This is a genomic window from Noviherbaspirillum galbum (genome assembly GCF_010974945.1).
GTDB classification, from domain to species: Bacteria; Pseudomonadota; Gammaproteobacteria; order Burkholderiales; family Burkholderiaceae_D; genus Noviherbaspirillum; species Noviherbaspirillum galbum.
This window is the reverse complement of the sequence record NZ_JAAIVB010000045.1, coordinates 82,879-102,685: the sequence shown is the minus strand read 5'-3', so window position 1 is coordinate 102,685 and position 19,807 is coordinate 82,879. Positions and strand designations below refer to the sequence as shown.

General features: G+C 65.7%; 17 protein-coding genes. 15 read left to right on the top strand and 2 right to left on the bottom strand.

Annotated elements, in window-relative coordinates:
• Positions 1–9 precede the first annotated feature (9 nt).
• From G3574_RS13865 to G3574_RS13805, 13 genes are all read left to right on the top strand, one after another.
• Entirely contained in the window at positions 10–915 is a 906-nt protein-coding gene (locus tag G3574_RS13865) for a branched-chain amino acid ABC transporter permease (protein ID WP_163964124.1), read from the top strand.
• Positions 915–1,940 (top strand): branched-chain amino acid ABC transporter permease, encoded by a 1,026-nt coding sequence (locus G3574_RS13860; RefSeq protein ID WP_235953422.1) that lies wholly within the window; start codon positions 915–917, stop codon positions 1,938–1,940. The genes G3574_RS13865 and G3574_RS13860 overlap by 1 nt, the downstream gene beginning before the upstream one ends.
• Entirely contained in the window at positions 1,937–2,680 is a 744-nt protein-coding gene (locus tag G3574_RS13855) for an ABC transporter ATP-binding protein (RefSeq protein ID WP_163964122.1), read from the top strand. Before G3574_RS13860 ends, G3574_RS13855 begins: the two co-directional genes overlap by 4 nt.
• 1 nt (position 2,681) lies before the next feature.
• Positions 2,682–3,365 (top strand): ABC transporter ATP-binding protein, encoded by a 684-nt coding sequence (locus G3574_RS13850; RefSeq protein WP_163964119.1) that lies wholly within the window; start codon positions 2,682–2,684, stop codon positions 3,363–3,365.
• An 18-nt stretch (positions 3,366–3,383) separates the two neighbouring features.
• Complete coding sequence (locus G3574_RS13845) at positions 3,384–4,817, top strand: aldehyde dehydrogenase family protein (RefSeq protein WP_163964117.1); 1,434 nt, start codon at positions 3,384–3,386, stop codon at positions 4,815–4,817.
• Between the two features lie 25 nt (positions 4,818–4,842).
• A complete protein-coding gene (locus G3574_RS13840; RefSeq protein ID WP_163964115.1) occupies positions 4,843–5,595 on the top strand; it encodes an SDR family oxidoreductase in 753 nt (250 codons plus the stop codon).
• A gap of 102 nt (positions 5,596–5,697) precedes the next feature.
• On the top strand, positions 5,698–6,822 hold the full coding sequence (locus G3574_RS13835; protein ID WP_163964113.1) for a zinc-dependent alcohol dehydrogenase family protein: 1,125 nt from the start codon (positions 5,698–5,700) through the stop codon (positions 6,820–6,822).
• 6 nt (positions 6,823–6,828) lie between these two features.
• Positions 6,829–8,352 (top strand): citrate lyase subunit alpha, encoded by a 1,524-nt coding sequence (citF, locus tag G3574_RS13830; protein ID WP_163964111.1) that lies wholly within the window; start codon positions 6,829–6,831, stop codon positions 8,350–8,352.
• 109 nt (positions 8,353–8,461) lie between these two features.
• Positions 8,462–8,971 (top strand): monooxygenase family protein, encoded by a 510-nt coding sequence (locus G3574_RS13825; protein ID WP_163964109.1) that lies wholly within the window; start codon positions 8,462–8,464, stop codon positions 8,969–8,971.
• A 199-nt stretch (positions 8,972–9,170) separates the two neighbouring features.
• A complete protein-coding gene (locus G3574_RS13820; protein WP_163964107.1) occupies positions 9,171–10,610 on the top strand; it encodes an NAD-dependent succinate-semialdehyde dehydrogenase in 1,440 nt (479 codons plus the stop codon).
• Between the two features lie 514 nt (positions 10,611–11,124).
• Positions 11,125–12,210, top strand: a complete 1,086-nt coding sequence (locus G3574_RS13815; RefSeq protein ID WP_163964105.1) for a tyrosine-type recombinase/integrase — start codon at positions 11,125–11,127, stop codon at positions 12,208–12,210.
• A gap of 91 nt (positions 12,211–12,301) precedes the next feature.
• Positions 12,302–12,994: a hypothetical protein gene (locus tag G3574_RS13810; RefSeq protein WP_163964102.1), complete on the top strand. Its 693-nt coding sequence runs from the start codon at positions 12,302–12,304 to the stop codon at positions 12,992–12,994.
• Positions 12,991–14,769: a UvrD-helicase domain-containing protein gene (locus G3574_RS13805; protein WP_163964100.1), complete on the top strand. Its 1,779-nt coding sequence runs from the start codon at positions 12,991–12,993 to the stop codon at positions 14,767–14,769. The genes G3574_RS13810 and G3574_RS13805 overlap by 4 nt, the downstream gene beginning before the upstream one ends.
• Before the next feature lie 21 nt (positions 14,770–14,790).
• Here the strand turns inward: G3574_RS13805 and G3574_RS13800 are convergent, their stop codons facing one another.
• Both G3574_RS13800 and G3574_RS13795 read right to left on the bottom strand, forming a co-directional pair.
• The gene (locus G3574_RS13800) at positions 14,791–15,429 is read right to left on the bottom strand and encodes an FMN-binding negative transcriptional regulator (RefSeq protein WP_163964098.1); all 639 of its coding nucleotides are present in this window, start codon (positions 15,427–15,429) and stop codon (positions 14,791–14,793) included.
• An 8-nt stretch (positions 15,430–15,437) separates the two neighbouring features.
• Entirely contained in the window at positions 15,438–15,977 is a 540-nt protein-coding gene (locus tag G3574_RS13795; RefSeq protein WP_163964096.1) for a PaaI family thioesterase, read from the bottom strand.
• A gap of 262 nt (positions 15,978–16,239) precedes the next feature.
• Between G3574_RS13795 and G3574_RS13790 the strand changes: the two genes are divergently transcribed.
• Positions 16,240–16,701, top strand: coding sequence for a cache domain-containing protein (locus tag G3574_RS13790; RefSeq protein ID WP_163964094.1), 462 nt, complete (start codon positions 16,240–16,242; stop codon positions 16,699–16,701).
• 155 nt (positions 16,702–16,856) lie between these two features.
• Positions 16,857–19,784, top strand: a complete 2,928-nt coding sequence (locus G3574_RS13785; protein WP_163964091.1) for a PAS domain S-box protein — start codon at positions 16,857–16,859, stop codon at positions 19,782–19,784.
• The last annotated feature ends 23 nt before the right edge of the window (positions 19,785–19,807 follow it).

Sequence of the window (19,807 nt, the reverse complement as noted above, 5' to 3'; positions counted from 1 at the left end):
GCCTGAATCATGAATCAAGAACTGATCCTGCTCGCCATCCTCGACGGCTTGTCGTACGCGGCGCTGCTGTTCCTGGTGGCGCTGGGCATCACGCTGGTGTTCGGGGTGATGAACATCGTCAACATGGCGCACGGCAGCCTGTTCGCCATCGGCGGCTACGCGGCGGCAACCGTGGGCGCCTGGGCGCTCGCGAGCGGGATCTCGCCGCTGTGGTCGCTCATCATGCTGCCGCTGGTCGCCATCGTCGTCGGCGCCCTCTGCGGCGGCCTCATGGAGAAGTTCCTGCTGAGGCGCATCTACAGCAAGGACCCGGCGCTGCAATTGCTGGTCACCTTCGCTGCCTTCATGATCTTCGAGGACCTGCAGCGCATGATCTGGGGCACGCAGCCTTACTCCACGGCCGAGCTGGTGAATTACCTGGGCGTGTCCGAAGTCATGGGCATCACCTATACCAACTACCAGCTCGTGGTGCTGCCCGGCGTGGCGCTGGCGGTGTTCTTCGCGCTGCGCTACTTCCTGCGCCGCAGCCCGGTCGGGCGTCAGGTGGTGGCGGTCACGCATCACCGCGAAGTCGCGACCGCCATGGGCATCAACGTGACCCGGATCTGCTTCCTGACCTTCATCGCCGGCTCGGCGCTCGGCGCGCTTGGCGGGGTGATGGCGGTGCAGACCACCTCCTGGGTGGCCGGCACCGGCGCCGAGATGATCGTGCTGTCGTTCGCGGTGGTCGCCACCGCCGGCCTCGGCCAGATCGAAGGCGCGCTGGTCGCGGCAATCATGATCGGCCTGGCGCGGGCGTTCTCGGTGTACCTGATGCCCGAGCTGGAAGTGCTGGTGCCCTACCTGATCATGACGCTGGTGCTGCTGGTCCGTCCGCAGGGCTTGTTCTCGGTAGCCAAGGCACGGAGGGTGTGATGGCGAAACAAGAAAACATCATCAGCATGGCAAGCGGCCAGGGCACGTCCCGCCGGGCTGCGGCAAGGAAGGCAAGGCCTTACGCCACCGTGGCCGGGGCGATTCTCGCCGGACTCGCGCTGCTGCTGCCGCTGGCGCTGCCGTGGCTCAAGACGCCGGTGATCTTCGCCGCCTGCTTCGGCATCGCCGCGCTCGGCGTATCCATCCTCATCCGCGCCGGCCAGGTGTCGTTCGGCCACGCGATGTTCTCGTGCGCGGCCGGCTATGCCGTTGCCTTCGCCGCGCGCTGGTGGACCCAGCTCGACAGCGTCGCGCTGCTGGCCATCGGCACAATCTTCGCCACGCTGTTCGGGCTGGTGATCGGCCTCTTCGTGGTGCGCTACCGCGAGATCTTCTTCGGCATGCTCAACCTCGCGCTGTCGATGGTGCTGTTCGCGGTGCTGGGCAAGTTCTTCCACCTGACCGGCGGCACCGACGGCATGCGCCTGGTGCGCTCCACTTTCCTCGGCATGAACCTGGAACGCGACGGCTTCGAGACCGCGTTGCTGCTGACCGCGGTCGCGTCCGCCGTTGTCATCGGCCTGCTGGTGCAGCGTTACCTGAACTCGGTGGCGGGACAGGCGCTGGCCGCCATCAAGACCAATGAAACCCGCCTCGAATACGTGGGCCTGTCGACCTATCGCGTGCTGCTGACCGGCTACCTGCTGTCGGCCGCGCTGTGCGGCTTCTCGGGCGCGATGTTCGTGGTCGCGCAGGGCCTGGTGACGCCGGAGATGGGCTACTGGGTGCGCTCGGGCGAATTCCTGTTCATCGCCATTCTCGGCGGTGTAGCCCACCCGGTCGGCGCCTTCCTCGGCGCGACCCTGTTCGAGTTCGTCAAGCTGTTCGCCGCCGCCTACCTCACCGGCGCCTGGCAGATGGTGCTGGGCATCGTGCTGCTGGCCGTGGTGTTCCTCGCGCCGACGGGCATTTCCGGCGTCATCGTGCGCCTCCAGTCCGGCAACAAGGAAGGAGCGAAGCGATGAGCCAGGCGCTGCTGCAAACCAGGGACCTGAAGCTTTCCTTCGGCGCCATCGTGGTCGCCGACAACATCAGCTTCTCGCTGCACGAAGGCGAGCGCCTTGCGGTGATCGGCCAGAACGGCGCGGGCAAGACCACCTTCATCAACATCTGCACCGGCCTGATCCGTCCGCACAGCGGCACGGTGAGCTTCGACGGCAAGGACATCACCGGCATGGCGCCGCGCCTGATCGCCCGCCGCGGCATGGCGCGATCCTTCCAGCTACCCCAGCTCTTCCTCGAACATTCGGTGCGCGACTGCGTGCGCATCGCGGCGGCCGGCAAGGCAGGGCGGCTGGGCCTGTGGCGTTCGCTGGCCTCGGCGGTGCCGGCCAACGACGTGGAACACGTGCTGGAGCTGGTCGGCATGCGCGAGCGCGGCGACGAGCCCTGCGAATCCTTGCCGGAAGGCCACCGCAAGCTGCTCGACATCGCCATGGCGCTGGTGCTGCATCCGCGCCTGCTGGTGCTGGACGAGCCTACCTCGGGCGTGTCCACCGAGGACAAGCATGGCCTGATGGAAACCATCATGGCTGCGCTCGACGAGGCGCGCATCACCGCCATCTTCGTCGAGCACGACGTCGACATCGTGGCGAAGTATTCGACCCGGGTCGCGGCCTGGATCGCCGGGCGGGTCGCCGCCGACGGCACGCCGGAGCAGGTGCTCAACGATCCGGACATCCGCAAGAACGTGCTGGGAGAATGAGATGCTGAAACTGCAAAAGATCAGCACGAAGATCGCGGGCATCACCGTGCTGCGCCAGATAGAGACCGAGTTCAAGGCGGGCAGCCTGGTGGCGGTAGTGGGGCACAACGGCGCGGGCAAGACCACGCTGCTGCGCGCGATCATGGGCCTGATCCGGCTGGAGGAAGGCCGCATCGAGTTCAACGGACGCGACCTGGCGACGGTGCCCGACCACCGGCGCGCGTCGATGGGCATCGGCTACGCGCCGGAAGAGAGGGTGATGTTCCCCACCTTCACCGTGGAAGAAAACCTGCGCCTGCCTTGCGAGGTGCAGCGCATGCCGAAGCAGGAAACCGACCGCCGCCTCGAAATGACGCTGCAGGTGGTGCCGCAGCTCAAGGACATGCTGGCCCGCTCCGGCGCCGCGCTGTCGGGCGGGCAGGGCAAGATGGCGGCCCTGGGCCGGGCGCTCATGGCCGGGCGCAACCTGGTGCTGCTGGACGAGCCTTTCCAGGGCCTCGCGCCGGTGCTCGCCAACCAGTATGCCGAGTCGCTGCGCCGGCTGCGGGACCTCAACCCCGAGCTGTGCGTCATCGTCACCGAATCCAACGGCAGCCTTCTGCGCGACCTGCCGGACACCACACTGACGCTGGAGCGCGGCGAGCTCGCCGCCGCCCCGCATGGCGCCAGCCACCACTTATATTGAGACTGAGGAGCAATTCACATGGCAACCTTGTTGATCGACGGCCGCTGGACGGCCTCGCAAAGCGGGCAAACGATTGACGTGATCAACCCGTGCAACGGCGAGCCCTTCACGAAGATCGACCGCGGCAATGCCGCCGACATCGACCTCGCGGTGGCCGCCGCGCAGCGCGCGCTGGACGGCGCCTGGGGCAAGATGACGGCGGCCGAGCGCGGCCGCATCCTAATGCGCTTCGGCGACCTGATCATCAAGAACGCCGAGGAACTGGCGCAGATCGAGGCGCGCGACACCGGCAAGCCCATCACCGTTGCCCGCAATGACGTCACTGCCGTGGCGCGCTACTTCGAGTTCTATGGCGGCGCCGCCGACAAGGTCCACGGCCAGACCATTCCCTATCTCAACGGCTACAACGTGAGCGTGGTGCGCGTGCCGCACGGGATTACCGCGCACATCATCCCGTGGAACTATCCCGCGCAGATGTTCGGCCGCACGCTGGCGCCTGCGCTGGCGATGGGCAACGCCTGCGTGCTCAAGCCGTCGGAGGACGCCTGCCTGAGCGCGCTCAAGCTGGGCGAGCTCGCCATCGAGGCTGGATTCCCGCCGGGCGCGCTGAACATCGTCACCGGCTATGGCCATGAAGCCGGCGCCGCGCTGACCGCCCATCCCGGCATCAACTTCGCTACCTTCACCGGCTCGCCGGAAGTCGGCGTGATGGTGCAGGAAGCGACGGCGAAGAACCACGTGCCTTGCGTGCTCGAACTCGGCGGCAAGTCGCCGCAGGTGGTGTTCAACGACGCCGACCTCGAGAAGGCGGTGCCGGTGATCGTCAAGGCCATCGTGCAGAACGCCGGCCAGACCTGCTCGGCGGGCAGCCGCCTGCTGGTCCAGCAAGACATCTATGAAAAGTTCACGCGCATGGTGGCCGAGGCCTTCAACAAGGTGCGCGTCGGCGCGCCGGAAATGGATTGCGACTGCGGCCCCATCGTCAACGCCAAGCAGCATAAGCGCGTCTCGTCCTTCATCGAGGAAGCCAAGGCTTCCGGCGTGCCGGTGCTCGCCGAGGGCAGCCTCGCGGCCGGCCTGTCGGACGGTGGCTACTACGTGAAGCCGGTCCTGTTCGGCAGCGTGCCGCGCGACCACCGCCTGGCCTGCCAGGAAGTGTTCGGCCCAGTGCTGTCGGCGATGAGCTTTACCGACGAGGAAGACGCGGTGCGGCTCGCCAACGCCACCGAATACGGCCTCGCCGCCGGCGTATGGACCGAGAACGGCGGCCGGCAGTCCCGCATGGCCAAGCGCCTGCAAAGCGGCCAAGTGTTCATCAACTGCTATGGCGCGGGCGGCGGCGTCGAGCTGCCCTTCGGCGGCGTGAAGAAGAGCGGCCACGGGCGCGAGAAAGGCTTCCTCGCGCTGGAAGAAATGAGCACTACCAAGACCATCGTCCAGTTCCACGACTAAACCAATCCCCAGCAAGGAGACCCGCATGTCCCAGCTCAGCAACAAGATCGCCATCGTCACCGGCGGCGCCGGCGGCTTCGGCGCCGGCATCGTGCGCGCCTACGTCCGCGAAGGCGCAAAGGTCGTCATCGCCGACATCAACCCCGAGATGGCCCAGGGCCTGGCCCGGGAACTCGGTACCAACGCCAGCGCCATCGCCTGCGACGTCACCGACGGCGAACAGGTCCGCGCCGCGGTGCGCCATTGCGTCGAGACCTTCGGCGCGCCGGACGTGGTCGTCAACAATGCCGGCACCACCCACCGGAACCAGCCTTTCCTGAACGTCGACGAAAAGACCTTCGACCGCATGTTCGCGGTCAACGTCAAGTCGATCTACCACATGGCCCAGGCCGTCGTGCCGCTGATGCGCGAGCGCAAGTCAGGCGTCATCCTCAACATCGGTTCGGTGGCCGGCATCCGTCCGCGACCCGGCCTCACCTGGTACAACGGCTCCAAGGGCGCGGTGAATACCCTGTCCAAGGCGATGGCCGTCGAACTCGCGCCCGACCGCATCCGCGTGAACGCGATTTGCCCGGTGATGGGCGCCACCGCCTTGCTTTCCGATTTCATGGGCATGCCCGACACCCCGGAAAACCGCGCGCGCTTCATTTCGACGATCCCGCTCGGACGCATGGCGGAAGCCAGCGACGTGGCCGCGGCGGCGGTGTTCCTGGCGACCGATGCGGCGGAGTTCTTGACGGGGGTGGAATTGCCGGTGGATGGGGGCAGGACGATCTGAGTTGGCTCCTTCCCCTTGCAGGGGAAGGAGCAGGGCCCGCGCGTCTTGACGGGGAAGTAGCAGATCGCGTGCACCTAAACCTAAACCGTAACGAGGTATCCCATGAAGATCCAGGCCGCCGTGCTGCGCCAGGTGGGCGCCGAAGCGCCGTTTGATCAGAGCAAGCCGCTGCGCATCGAGGAACTCGACCTCGACCCGCCCGGCCCCGGGGAGGTGCTGATCAAGCTGCGCGCCGCCGGGCTTTGCCATTCCGATCTCTCGGTGCTGAACGGCGACCGGCCGCGTCCCGTGCCGATGGCGCTCGGGCACGAGGCGTCCGGCGAGGTGGTGGAAGCCGGCGCGGGCGTGCATGACCTGAAGCCTGGCGACCTGGTCGTATTGGTGTTCGTGCCGAGCTGCGGCCATTGCCTGCCTTGCATGGAAGGCAGGCCGGCCTTGTGCGAACCGGGCGCGGCCGCGAACACCGAAGGCACGCTGCTGTCCGGCGCGCGCCGGCTGCATAGCGGCGTGCATCATGTCCACCACCATGTCGGCGTCTCGGCATTTGCCACGCATGCGGTCGTATCCCGCCGTTCCTGCGTGAAGATCGAGGCCGACATCGACCCGGTCGAAGCCGCCCTGTTCGGCTGCGCCGTGCTGACCGGCGTGGGCGCGGCGATCAACACCGCGCAGATCCAGGCCGGCACCTCGGCGGCGGTGCTCGGACTGGGCGGCGTCGGCCTGTGCGCCATGCTGGGCGCGATCGCTTCCGGCGCGAGGCAGGTCATCGCCGTGGACATCAACGACAGCAAGCTGGAAGTCGCGCGTTCGCTCGGTGCGACCGCCGTCATCAATGCGCGCGATCCGGATGCCGTGGCCAAGGTCAAGGAACTGACGAAAGGCGGCGTGGACCATGCCCTTGAAATGGCCGGCTCGGTGCAGGCGATGGAGATGGCTTACCGCATGACGCGCCGCGGCGGCACCACCGTGACCGCCGGATTGCCGAATCCCGCCAGCACCTGGGCGCTGCAGCAGGTCAGCCTGGTGGCGGAGGAACGCACCGTCAAGGGAAGCTACATCGGCTCCTGCGTGCCGGCGCGTGACATCCCGCGCTACATCGGCCTTTACCAGGCGGGGAAGCTGCCCATCGACGCGCTGATGGGCGAGCGCCTCGCGCTGGCCGACATCAACCGTGGCTTCGACCGGCTTGCCGCCGGACAGAGCCTGCGAGACGTGGTCGTACTCTGAAACGCCATGCGTAGCGAGCGTATTCCCGCCTTCCTGGACGGCTACGGCGCGATCCATTCCTTCCGCTCGGCCGGCCTCGGCCGCGGCAAGAACCAGTCGCGCTCCAAGCTCATGCCGGGCCTGCGGGCGGCAATCGAGGCGGCGGGACTGAAGGACGGCGGCACGATCTCCTTTCATCATCACCTGCGCAACGGTGATTCGGTAGTCAACATGGTGCTCATGGAAATCGCCGCCATGGGCATCCGGGGAATCACCGTCGCGGCGAGCTCCATCTTCCCGGTGCACGCGCCGATGGTGGACCATATCCGCGAGGGCGTGGTGGGCGGCCTCCTCACCGCCTATGCCTCGGGCCCGGTCGCGCGCGCGATCTCGCGCGGCGAACTGGCCGCACCGGTGGTGCTGCAGACCCATGGCGGACGGGCGAGAGCCATCGCCTCGGGCGAACTCAAGATCGACGTCGCCTTCATCGCTGCACCAACGGCCGATGCCTTCGGCAACATCAACGGCACCGACGGGCCCGCCGCCTGCGGCACCCTGGGATATGCCATGGTGGACGCGGCCCACGCGCGCCGCGTCGTTGCGATCACCGACAACCTCGTTCCCTTTCCCGCTTCGCCCATCGACATCGCGCAGGACCAGGTGGACTACGTCGTCGAGGTCGAGGCGATCGGCAATCCCGCCGGCATCGTGTCGGGAACGACGCGCGCCACATCCGACCCGGTCGGCCTGGCGATCGCCGAAACCGCGGGCAAGGTCATCGCCGCGTCAGGGCTGCTGGAAGACGGGTTCTCGTTCCAGACCGGCGCCGGCGGCATTTCCCTCGCCGTGGCGGCGCAAGTGCGCAAGCTCATGCATGAACGCGCTGTGCGCGGCAGCTTCGCCTCCGGCGGCATCACCGGGTACATCGTGGACATGCTGGACGAGGGCCTGTTCGGCGCGCTGCTCGACGTGCAATGCTTCGATCTGAAGGCGGTGGCCTCATACCGCCGGCATCCGGCGCACCATTGCATGTCGGCGTCCATGTATGCCAATCCCCACCAGCGCGGCGCGGTCGTCGACCAGCTCGACGTGATGGTGCTCGGCGCGGCGGAAATCGACCTCGCCTTCAACGTGAACGTGACCACCGGCTCCGATGGCGTGATCATCGGCGGATCCGGCGGACATGCGGACGCGGCGAAAGGCGCCAGGCTGGCGCTCGTGACCACCCGCTTGCACGCCGCAGGCATCGCCAAGGTGGTGGACCGGGTGACGACCGTGACGACCCCGGGGGAAACGATCGACGTGCTGGTCACCGAGAAGGGCGTGGCGGTCAACCCGCGCAGGCCGGACCTGGCGGAGCGCTTCTTGTCGCACGGCATCGACGTGCTGCCCATCGAGCGTTTGCGCGATCTCGCGCGGGCAGGGGCGTCCGTCGCGATCGCGCCGCCATCAGCGGGGTCAGAAGGATCAGTGGGGCGCGTGGTGGCGGTGGTCGAGTACCGGGACGGTTCGGTCATCGACGTGGTGAGGCAGGCAGACCACCTGGCCTGAAAGCCATCCGGGAAATGATGGTTTCGCTGGCAGGCGCATCGCATAGAATGAAGCCTGCTGCGTCCGGCATCCCGCCGGCCGCGTTGCATTCGCCACGGAGGGCAGCGCCATGACAACGAAGGTTCATCGCCGTACCGTCGATCTTTCCGCCTATCCTGACCTGGTCGTGATCTACCTCGGCATGCGCGTCAATACGCTGGCCGGGCTGAAGACGCTGCTCGGCTTCGGTCCGAAAATCGCCAAGTCCGTCGATGCCATGCCCGACGGTTTGCTGCTGCACGAAAACCTGGTGTTCTCCCTGTTTCCGCCTCACGTCGGCATGCGGCAATACTGGCGCGACTTCGAGACGCTCGAGGCGTGGGCGCGCTCCGAACCGCATCGCGTCTGGTGGAAACAGTTCCTGCATGATTCCGGAGGAACGGGCTTCTGGCATGAGACTTACTTCATGCAGGGCGGCATGGAGGCCGTGTACGACGACATGACGCGCGATACCGGCTTGCTGTGCTTCGCGCCGAAGGTGGAGGCGCGCGGCAGCATGTATTCCGCGCGGGGCAGGGCGCGTCGGCCGGAAACGACGGCTTTTCCGGCGCCAGTCGGCGAAGACAATCTCTATCCTTGAACGCATGAGCGCCATGGCCGCAGTCATCGCCGTACCCGCCGGACACGCGCCCGGAATGAAGCTGTTATAGTTTTCGTCTCTCCGCCGGCGTGCCGCCCAGAAGCTTGCCGTCGTCCTGCCGAGAGCAAGCGCGGCGCCCGCGGGTTTTTCCGTGACGCAATCCAGAACCACATCGCGATTCATTGAGGCTCGAACCAACATGACCTATCCAAATACCCAGCTGTTCATCAATGGCCAGTGGCAGGATGCTGCCGACGGCCGCACGCTTGCCGTTCACAACCCCGCCACCGGCCAGGAAATCGGCCGCGTGGCGAGCGCTTCCCGCGCGGATCTCGATCGCGCCCTGGAAGCCGCGCAGAAGGGATTCGAGGTCTGGCGCGACATGCTGCCGGTCGAACGCAGCAAGATCATGCGCCGCGCCGCCGGCTTGATGCGCGAGCGCGCGGAAAACATCGGCCGCGTCCTGACGCAGGAACAGGGCAAGCCCTTCGTCGAAGCCAAGGGCGAGGCCCTGGCCGCCGCGGACATCATCGAATGGTTCGCCGAGGAAGGCTTCCGCCTCTATGGCCGCCTCGTGCCGTCCCGCACCAACCTGGCGGTGCGCCAGATGGTCATCAAGGACCCGGTCGGCCCCGTCGCCGCCTTCACGCCGTGGAATTTCCCGATCAACCAGGTGGTGCGCAAGGTGGGCGCGGCGCTCGCCTCCGGCTGCTCGATGCTGGTGAAGGCGCCCGAGGAAACGCCGGCAGGTCCGGCCGCGCTCATCCAGGCCTTCGCCGACGCGGGCTTGCCGCCCGGCGTGCTCGGGCTGGTCTATGGCAACCCGGCCGAGATTTCGAACTACCTCATTCCGCATCCCGTCATCCGCAAGATCACCTTCACCGGATCCACGCCCGTGGGCAAGATGCTTGCGGGTATCGCCGGCCAGCACATGAAGCGCGTCACCATGGAGCTGGGCGGCCACGCGCCGGTCATCGTCTGCGAGGATGCCGACATCGCGCTCGCCGTGAAGGCGGCCGGCGCCGCGAAATTCCGCAATGCCGGACAGGTCTGCATTTCGCCCACGCGCTTCCTGGTGCACGAGAGCGTGCGCGGCGACTTCGAGCGCGCCATGGTGCAGCATGCCCAGGCGCTGAAGGTGGGCGACGGCCTTGCCGAGGGCACGCAGATGGGTCCGCTGGCCAATCCCCGCCGGCTGGCGGCCATGGCTGAATTCACGAAGGATGCGGTTGACCGGGGCGCCAAGGTGCTCGCCGGCGGCGCGCGCATCGGCGAGGCCGGCAACTTCTGGCAACCCACCATCCTGTCCGACGTGCCCCTGGAAGCGAAGGTATTCAACGACGAGCCCTTCGGCCCGATGGCTGCGATCCGGAGCTTCAATACGCTGGACGAGGCGATTGCCGAAGCCAACCGCCTGTCCTACGGCCTGGCAGGCTATGCCTTCACCCGGTCGTTGAAGAACGCCGACCTGCTCACGCGCAGGGTGGAAGTCGGCATGCTGTGGATCAACATGCCGGCCATCCCGTCGGCCGAGATGCCCTTCGGCGGCATCAAGGATTCGGGCTATGGCTCCGAGGGTGGACCCGAAGCCATGGACGCCTACCTGAATGCGCGTTCCGTGGCGGTCATGAACGTCTGACGCGCTGAACGATACGGCACAGGTTCCGGCTTTTCGCCGGGGCCTGTGCCGAGCAGGACGGCCTGCACACATCTCTCCGGCACGCTGCTGCCCTGGGCGCTCCGCCTTCCGCCGAGCCGCCGATTCCTCCCTGATCGACTTTTTCTGAACACGCTCCGCTTCCGGCAGTCTTCGCGTACCCGTTGTGCCTGGTCTTTTGCGGGTCGAAACTCAAGGACCTCTCGAGTCGCAGGAAACTCAACTAATAAACAAGTCATCAGCAGTTGAAAAACAGCGCTCCGGACTCCTTTCCTGCCGAACTTTGGAATGGAAGAGGATTTTCCTTTTGAAAAGGATTTCCCTTTTAACTGGATTTACCTGCTAGAAGGAATGGCCTCTTGAAAGGCGGGCAGCCAGGCAGCAGCCTCATGCCGTTCGCCAAGGCCAAAGCCGGTCGCGCCCCTCTGTCTGTCCGGTAGCGTGTATATTAGTTGATTATATGACCACGACCGGCGATCTTGAGAAAGAGAGAACGATGACGAATCACCCAGCAGGAGATTTGTTCGACGTCCCCGAGGTGTGGCAGACCAATCCCCAGGCCGCCTTCGACGCATTCGTGTCCTCGATGGCCTTCGTGGAATTGTCGCTTCGCCGGCCGGGCGCGAATGCGGTGGGCAAGAACGGCAGGCCCAAGGGAACCTATCCGCTGCGCAAGTCCAGCGCGGACGTCTACCGCCACATGTGGAATCGTTTCCTCCGCTGGTCGGTTGGGATCGACGTGCCGTTCTGGCTGCTGAGCCGCGAGTGGATCGAGACCTTCCTCGAACAACGCGGACTGGATGGCGCGCGCATCATCCAGTCCGCGACGATACGGCGGCAATATCTCACCATGCTGGAACGGGTCTACAAGCATCTGCAGATCCATCCCAACCCCGCGGCTGGCATGAACGTCGCGATGGCCGGCTCCAGCAGGCTTCGTGGCCAGAACAAGAAAACCGTGGCCTTGACGCCCGAGCAGCAGCAAGCCTTCCTGGATGCGCTTCCCGACCCGCCGCGGCGCGATGGCGACCCGCTTGCCGGCTGGGAGGCGAGGCGCGATCGTGCCTTGCAAGCGATCATGCTCGGCGCGGGGTTGAAGGTCGCCGAGGTGACGGGGCTCTACACGATCAACGTGAAGCGCGACGAGCGTGACGAGCAGGGCTGCGTTCCCATCGAGGTGTCGCCGGCATCGGCCCATGGCACGGTCCAGTGGCACGTCGCGCTCCTGCGTCCGCCGGCCACGGCGATCGTGCTCGACTGGGTGGCCGAGCGGCAGGCGCTGCCCGTGGGCGGACCGTTGCTGTTTCCAAACAACCGCGGACGCCGCATGGACAAGACCTGGATTTACCGCAAGACCAGGGAAACCTATGAGCGCGCGGGGCTGGACGTGCCGCGCAAGGGCGGCAGGACGCTGCGCAACAGCTTCGCGGTCTCCCGGCTGGCTACCGGCGAAGTGCCGGAAACCGTTTCTGGCCAGCTTGGCCACCGGACCGCGCGAGCGATGGAAACCTATGCCACGGCATTGAGCCATCAGCGCGAACAGCACCGGTCCGGGGCGGGAACGAAGTCCCGCAAGGCATGATGCAATCGCCTGCCTACGAAGGCGATATCGACTTATCATTGAACATTCGCCCGCGCTGACGGCCAACCAGGTAAAGATTGAGAAAAGTAACATGACCCTCGCGATCCTGATGCATTACCACACCGTCGCCGGGATGCTCCTGCCAGTTGGCAACAGCGCGGTGGACGCCGCGTTGAAAAAGGCAGCGGGCGAGGTGGGCGAGAAGGCGTGGCGCTCCGGCTTTTCGGGATTTGCGAAGAACGGCGCGACCGAGGTGGTCCGCGCTCATCTCGCACTGCTTGGCCTCAAGCCGAAACCGGTATCGGGACGATGGTCATCCATCAAGCTGGCAACGACGCACGATGAGGCAGGCAACGACTATCACAAGGTCAGGATGGGCTTCGAGGGCGATGGCGAAAACGTGATCGTGTCGCTCGACCTCGCGTCCGAGATGGCCCAGCGCCTCTCGCATAAGCTGATCAACGCCCAGCCCGGCGAAATGCTTGCCTTCAATCCCTTCTCCACCCTGGTGAACAAGGGCGGACGCGCCTATGCCAACCATGCGGTCGGCTTGAAGCGCGGCGATGGCACGGAGGTCGCGGCGCCGCCCAACCTCTGGACGCAGGCGCAGGCCCTGGCCGACGACGCGGAACGCGCGCTGCGGGAACTCAGGATCAGCGACCGGCCGACGATCAACCGGGTCAAGGCCTTGAAGAAGATGGAGTTTCACCTGGCGATCTATCGTGACGTTCTCGTTCCGCGCTTTGCCGGCGCGACGCGCACCAGCGGGGATGCCAGCGCATGACGTCTCCGCCTGGCTTGCGCCTGACCGAAGAGCAGCAGGCAGTGATCGCCTGCAAGGCATCCGAGCTGGTCGTGAATGCCTTCGCCGGCACTGGCAAGACGACCACGCTGCGCGCCTATGCAGCGGCGCGTCCGCAGTCCCGCATTCTTTATCTCGCCTTCAACAAGGCGATCGCCGACGAGGCCGGGCAGTCCTTTTCGCCGCATGTCGAGTGCCGCACCATGCACAGCCTTGCGTACCAGGCCGTCGGCAAGCGCTTCCGGCACAAGCTCGGCGCATTGCGGCCTAGCGACCTGACGCGAGTCTACCGCGAGCTCGACGTGATCCTCGCCGGCTTCATCGTCAAGGCGCTGGAGGCGTTCATGTATGGAGACACCGACGCCGTGCAGGTGGAGCATGTGGCGCCGGAACTCGCGTGGTCCGACCGGGTCCAGATCGCGGCTGCAGCGCAGCGCATCTGGACCGACCTGTCCAATCCCAATACGCCGCTGCCGCTGCCGCATGACGGCTACCTGAAGCTGTACCAGCTTTCCCGGCCTCGCCTGGCGCGGCGCTATGACATCATCCTGCTCGACGAAGCGCAGGACACGAATCTCGTCACCGCGGCGATCGTGCTCGGCCAGCCCTGCACGAAGGTCCTGGTAGGCGACCGCCATCAATCGATCTATGCCTTCCGCGGCAGCGTGGATGCCATGCGCATGCTGCCTTCGGCCGACGTGCTCTACCTGACCCACTCCATGCGCTTCGGACGCTTCGTGGCGCAGGCGGCAACCAACCTCTTGCATTACTTCAAGGGCGAAACCCAGACCATCGTCGGCAGGGCGGCCGGCGCCGCGCCGGCGGAAGACATCGACCCCGGCAAACCTTACGCCATCATCAGCCGCACCAACGCCGGCGTGTTCAGCCGCGCGGTCGAAGCGCTGGGCAGCCGCAAGGTCTACTTCGTCGGCGGGGTGGAGAACTACCTGCTCGGCAAGCTCTATGACGTGCACAGCATATGGGCCGGAAAGCCGGAACTGGTGCAGGATCCCTTCTATCGCGAATTCACGGATTTTTCCGCGCTCTCCTCGTATGCGCGGGACGTCGAGGACAAGGAAATCATGGCCCTGGTCGGCATCGTGAAGGACTACAAGGCGAGCTTGCCGTCCCTGATCGACGAGGTGGTGCGTGCAGCATGCGAGACGATGCAGGAAGCGGATCTCTACCTGATGACGGCCCACCGTTCGAAGGGACTGGAATTCGACCAGGTGCTGCTCGATGATGACTTCTTCGAACTCGTCGACAAGGACGGACGCCCCAACCGCCATGAACTGGTGGACTTCGACCAGGAAGTGAACCTGCTTTACGTCGCGCTGACCCGGGCCAAGGTGAACCTGCGCTTCAACCGGCAATACCGCGCCTTCCATGCGGCTGCGGCGTCAGGCGCCTTGCAGCCGGCCGCGCCGCAAGACAGTCCGCCCGGCGCGCATGTTTATCTGGCTGAAGCGGCGCCGGCGAAGGCAACCATCGACCCAAGGGCAGCAACCGAATCAGGGCCAGGCAAGGAAATGGCGCCGGTAACGACGCCGGAGTTGGCAGCCAGGCTCATCGGCCGCGTCGAGCGCGCCATGTTGAGCCTCGCGCTGTTTTCCTCGGAAGGCATCGCCGGTGCGCTCGGCGAACCGGTCGACGCCGTGGCGGCGGCGATCGCCGCTGCCATCCGGGACAATGCCATCGCGCCGGCCTTGTTCGCGAACGATCCGCACGTCAGGGAGGCATCGAAGCGAGGCCTTTGACAGCGTATGCCAGCCGCCTTCTCAGCCGGACTTGGCGCCGGCGCCGCGCCGCATCGCTGCAGCCATGTCATGCTCGCCGTTTGCCTCGAGCGCCGCGGCCGCGCCTTCGATATCCCGCGCTTCCTTGTTCTGGCTCAGCTTGAGCTTGCCCTCGATGCGCGTGATCTCGATTTCCAGTCCGACGATGGACTGGAGCATCGTGTCGATATAGTCAGTCGCGCTGTCGGTCATCTTCCAAGGCTTAGGCTGGGATGCTTCGTGGGCGCGCGTGAGGCGCGCGACGATGCCGCGCACGAAGCGCTCGTCGTCGCGAATGGTGATGCGCCCGTGCGCGTGGACCACCATGTAGTTCCAGGTAGGAACCTGGCGGTGCAATTCATGTTTCGAGGGATACCAGTTCGGCGAGATGTAGGCGTCGCCCGCGCGAAAGACGACCAGCACCTCGTCGCCATCGGCCACGTCCTTCCACACCGGATTGGCGCGTGCCACGTGGGCGTTCAGCCTGCCGTGCTCGCCCTGCCGGGCATCGAGTTCGAAGGGAATGTGATTCGCATCCAGGCCGCCGGCCCCATGCGTCACCAGCATGCCCAGGGGATGCTGTCTGATGAGCTCGTGCAGGACCTCGGTGCGCGGCTCGTTGAAATGTGCGGGAATGTACATGGCGTCGCTCAGCGTGCCTGGAAGACAAGGCAGGTCGTCGTTCCGTGCGCATACAGGGTGCCGTCCGGACCGACGAGGCGCGCTTCCGCCGTCGCGAGTTGCCGGCCGCAATGGATCACGGTGCCGATGGCCCGCAGCGGGCCTGTTTTCTCAGTGGCCGCGCGCACGATGTTGACGCTCAGCTCCGCCGTGGTGTACGCCTGGCCTTGCGGCAGCATCGTCTGCACGGAGCAACCCAGCGCGGAATCGAGCAGGGTCGCATACCAGCCGCCGTGCACCGTCCCCATCGGGTTGTAATGCTTCAACTGCGGCGTCCCCTGGAACACCGCCTTTCCCTTGTCCGCTTCCACGAGCCAGAAGCCGAGGGTTTCGGAAATGTGAGGGAAGGGCAGCTCGCCCCGGATGATGCCCTCGATGATCTCCAGCCCGCTCTTTCCCGCGACCATGTCGCGGCTGGCCACGCCGGGCGTGGGATGGTTCGCCTGGATGCGTTCCTTGACTTCCTCAAGCCGGGCATTCCAGCTTGCCAGGGTCTCTTCCGTTGTCATTGCCAACTCTCTCATCGTTGCCGGCCCAGCGCCGGGATTGCACATGATTGTATATGCAAACAAAGTGCGTCCGCCTGCGGGCAAAAGCGGAAAAGGCGTGATGGCGGCTCGTCGGGGCGCTGATGTTTTTTCGGCATCACGAAAAACATTCGACATAAAAACGTTGATATTTTCTCGACGAAGTCTTACATTTTAATTGCGGTAAGGAAACATCGCTTCGGCCAAGCCTGCCGCCGGATCCATTTCAAGAACGGGAGAACCCATGAGGAAGATGAAGAGCTTGTTTGCAATGCTGGGATTGATGGCCGTGTTTTCGTGCGCGACGGCGGCCGACAGAGGATCGGCTGACGATGCGGTGGCCCTTGTCAAGAAAGGCATCTCGCTGATGCAGAAGAGCGGCAAGGACAACCTGATCCAGGAAGTGAACGGCAAGAACCCGCAGGTGCTCGACCGCGACCTCTACCTGAGCGTCTGGGACTTGAAGGCGAACGTGCTGGCGCACGGCGCCAACGCCAGGATGGTCGGCAAGGACATCATCGATCTCAAGGACGCCGACGGCAAGGCCTTCATGAAGGAGATCGTCACGAAGGCGGCGAGCAGCAACAGCGGCTGGGTGGACTACAAGTGGGTCGATCCGATCAGCAAGGAAATCCAGCCCAAGTCGGCCTATTTCGAAAAGGTCAACGACACCATCGTTTCCTCCGGCTACTACAAGGCCAAATAGTTAGTCGTTACCCCGCGGCCGGGCGTGCGCGCGTCCGGCATGCATTACAATGCACGCTCCCCGCCGGCGGTTCGCGGCGCGCCATTCACTGGAGCAAGCATGCGTTTTCCGCATCCGACTTTGCCTCGACCGTCTTTCCGCGATTGAGGCCGGAGATGGAAATTTCCAACGAACGAAACAGCGGCAGGCCGAATCTCGCTGCCATCAAGGATGTCCTTGCCTTGTCGGTGCGCGGCGCGCCCTTCGGCGAGCTGGCGGACAGCTTGCTGCAAGCCTGCCGGCGCCTGATCGGTGAAGACAGCCGGACTTCGCTGTACGTCGTCGACCCGGCGCAACAATTCCTGAGGCTGGCAGCATCGGCCGGTCTTGCGCCGGCGTTCATGGCGGCGGTGCAGCGGCTGGCGATCGGCGAGGGTGAGGCTTCATGCGGCCGTGCCGCCAGCCTCCGAGAAGTCGTCCTGGTGGAGGACGTCCTTGCCGAACCGCGGCTGGCGCCGTACCGCGACCTTGCACGCGCGCATGACATCCGTTCCTGCTGGTCCTTTCCCTTGAATGCGCCTGACGGCCGCATCGTCGGCACGCTGGCCTTCTACCATGCCGCGACTTCGCTCCCAGGCAAGGAAGTCGAGGAAGAGATCCGCTATTTCGCCGACCTTGCCGCCATCGTGATCGACCGCCACCTGCGCGGCGACGAAGAGCAGCGGCGCGACGAAGCGGCACGCCAGGAATTGCTCGCCGTCGCCGCCGAGTCCGAACGGCGCAAGCGTCTCTACGAAACCATCCTCGCCGCCACGCCGGACCTCGTCTACGTGTTCGACCTGAATCACCGTTTCACCTACGCCAACCGCGTCCTGCTGCAGATGTGGGGCCGTACCTGGGACGAGGCGATCGGCAAGAATTGCCTGGAGCTGGGATACGAACCCTGGCACGCGGAAATGCACGACCGCGAGATCGAGCAAGTCAAGGCCACCAAGCGCCCGATCCGGGGCGAGGTGCCTTTCAACGGAACGTTCGGACGCCGCATCTACGATTACATCTTCGTTCCCGTGTTCGGGCCGGACGGCGAGGTCGAGGCGGTCGCCGGCACGACGCGCGACGTCACCGAACGCAAGCAGTTCGAGGAAGAGCTGCGCATGAGCGAGCAGCGCGCCCTCGAGGCGGCGCGCCGGGCGGAACAGGAAAAGCGCCATCTCGATGCGCTGCTCGAAGCCGTCCCGGTAGGCATCGGCTACGCGGACAACAACGGCAGGCTGTTCCGCATCAATGCCGAAAACCGCCGGCTATGGGGCGGCATGCCCGAGGCCGAGGGCGTCAGCGACTACCAGAGGTGGACGGCAAGGTGGGTCGATGGATTGGACCGGCATGGCAAGCTGTTGCAACCGGAAGAATGGGGACTGGCGCGCGCCCTGAAAGGCGAGGATGTGCGCGGCGACCTGATCGAGATCGAGCGCTTCGACAAGGCCCGCACCCGCCGCACCGTGCTGCTGCGGGCCACGCCCGTGCGCGACACCGACGGCAGCATCCTGGGCGCGGTCGTGGCCCAGATGGACATGACCGATCAATTGCGCGTGGAAGCCGCGTTGCGCGAAAGCGAGCGCAAGTTCCGCACGATCACCAATGCCATGCCGCAGATGGTATGGACCGCCAGTCCGGATGGCATGGTGGACTATCACAACGAGCGCTTCTACGACTTCACCGGCGAGACGGCCGCCGCCCCGGACGCGAACATCTGGGCGCGGCGCCTGCATCCCGAGGACCACGATGCCGCGCAAACGCTCTGGCAACATTGCGTGGCGACGGGGGAATGGTACGAAACCACCTACCGGCTGCGCCACCATTCCGGTGAATACCGCTGGATCCTGGCGCGCGGCGTGCCCATCCTCGACGACGCCGGCACCATCCTGAAGTGGATGGGCACCGACACCGACATCCATGAAAGCAAGCAGGCGGAAGAAGCGTTGCAGGCCTCGCATCGCCGGAAGGATGAATTCCTCGCGATGCTGGCGCACGAGCTGCGCAATCCGCTTGCCCCGATCAGCGCCGCAGCGGACATCCTCCGCGCGGCGCCGAGCGACCCGGTGCGCGTCAGGCAGTACAGCGACATGATCGCGCGGCAGGTCGATCACATGACGGCGCTGGTGAACGACCTGCTCGACGTTTCGCGGGTCACCCGCGGCCTGGTCGACCTGGAGCGCGACGAGGTGGACCTGAAGAACGTGGTTGCCAGCGCCGTCGAGCAGGTGCGGCCCCTGATCGAGGCGCGCGGCCATGCCCTGACGCTGCGCATCGGCGCCGCCCACGCAGGCGTGCATGGCGACCGCACGCGCCTGATCCAGGTGATCAGCAATTTGCTGTCGAATGCCGCCAAATACACGCCGCAGGGTGGGCAGATCAGCCTGTCCATGGATGTGGACGGCGGCCGCGTCGACATCGCGGTGGAAGACAACGGCACCGGCATCGCCGACGACCTGCTGCCGCATGTGTTCGAACTCTTCGTGCAAGGCAAGCGCACGCCGGACCGCGCCCAGGGCGGCCTCGGCCTGGGGCTCGCCCTGGTCAAGAGCATCGTCGAGATGCATGGCGGAAAAGCGGAAGCGCGCAGCCGCGGCATCGACCAGGGAAGCACCTTCCTGGTGTCATTGCCCGTCGTGCCGCTGAACCTGTCGATTCCCCTCGACAGCGGACGCATGCGTGTTCACCGCACGGATCATCCGCTGCGTGTCCTGCTGGTCGACGACAACCAGGACGCGGCGCTGGCGATGGCCGGCCTGCTCGAATCGGCCGGCCATGCGATCACGGTGGCAAACGATCCGCAGCAAGCGCTGGCGCTGGCCGCGGCCCGCGAGTTCAATTGCTTCGTCCTCGACATCGGCCTGCCCGGCATGACGGGTTACGAGCTTGCGCAGCAGCTGCGCGCGAATGCCCGGTTTGCCGATGCGGTCTTCATTGCGGTGACCGGGTACGGGCAGTCGCATGACAAGGCCCAGTCGATGGCGGCGGGGTTCGCGCACCATCTGATCAAGCCGGTCGGATTGCGGCAGCTGACGGAAGCGATGGGGCGTCCAGCGCTGGATGCGGTTTGAAGAGGGAGCGGCATTGAAAACCG

Excerpts from the sequence above, each read along its gene's own strand:
- G3574_RS13815 (WP_163964105.1), top strand. The coding sequence starts at position 11,125 with ATGACGAATCACCCAGCAGGAGATTTGTTCGACGTCCCCGAGGTGTGG.
- G3574_RS13825 (WP_163964109.1), top strand. The coding sequence starts at position 8,462 with ATGACAACGAAGGTTCATCGCCGTACCGTCGATCTTTCCGCCTATCCT.
- G3574_RS13855 (WP_163964122.1), top strand. The coding sequence starts at position 1,937 with ATGAGCCAGGCGCTGCTGCAAACCAGGGACCTGAAGCTTTCCTTCGGC.
- G3574_RS13860 (WP_235953422.1), top strand. The coding sequence starts at position 915 with ATGGCGAAACAAGAAAACATCATCAGCATGGCAAGCGGCCAGGGCACG.
- G3574_RS13785 (WP_163964091.1), top strand. The coding sequence starts at position 16,857 with ATGGAAATTTCCAACGAACGAAACAGCGGCAGGCCGAATCTCGCTGCC.
- G3574_RS13820 (WP_163964107.1), top strand. The coding sequence starts at position 9,171 with ATGACCTATCCAAATACCCAGCTGTTCATCAATGGCCAGTGGCAGGAT.
- G3574_RS13790 (WP_163964094.1), top strand. The coding sequence starts at position 16,240 with ATGAGGAAGATGAAGAGCTTGTTTGCAATGCTGGGATTGATGGCCGTG.
- G3574_RS13805 (WP_163964100.1), top strand. The coding sequence starts at position 12,991 with ATGACGTCTCCGCCTGGCTTGCGCCTGACCGAAGAGCAGCAGGCAGTG.
- G3574_RS13840 (WP_163964115.1), top strand. The coding sequence starts at position 4,843 with ATGTCCCAGCTCAGCAACAAGATCGCCATCGTCACCGGCGGCGCCGGC.
- G3574_RS13835 (WP_163964113.1), top strand. The coding sequence starts at position 5,698 with ATGAAGATCCAGGCCGCCGTGCTGCGCCAGGTGGGCGCCGAAGCGCCG.
- G3574_RS13800 (WP_163964098.1), bottom strand. The coding sequence starts at position 15,429 with ATGTACATTCCCGCACATTTCAACGAGCCGCGCACCGAGGTCCTGCAC.
- citF (WP_163964111.1), top strand. The coding sequence starts at position 6,829 with ATGCGTAGCGAGCGTATTCCCGCCTTCCTGGACGGCTACGGCGCGATC.
- G3574_RS13845 (WP_163964117.1), top strand. The coding sequence starts at position 3,384 with ATGGCAACCTTGTTGATCGACGGCCGCTGGACGGCCTCGCAAAGCGGG.
- G3574_RS13865 (WP_163964124.1), top strand. The coding sequence starts at position 10 with ATGAATCAAGAACTGATCCTGCTCGCCATCCTCGACGGCTTGTCGTAC.
- G3574_RS13795 (WP_163964096.1), bottom strand. The coding sequence starts at position 15,977 with ATGACAACGGAAGAGACCCTGGCAAGCTGGAATGCCCGGCTTGAGGAA.
- G3574_RS13810 (WP_163964102.1), top strand. The coding sequence starts at position 12,302 with ATGACCCTCGCGATCCTGATGCATTACCACACCGTCGCCGGGATGCTC.
- G3574_RS13850 (WP_163964119.1), top strand. The coding sequence starts at position 2,682 with ATGCTGAAACTGCAAAAGATCAGCACGAAGATCGCGGGCATCACCGTG.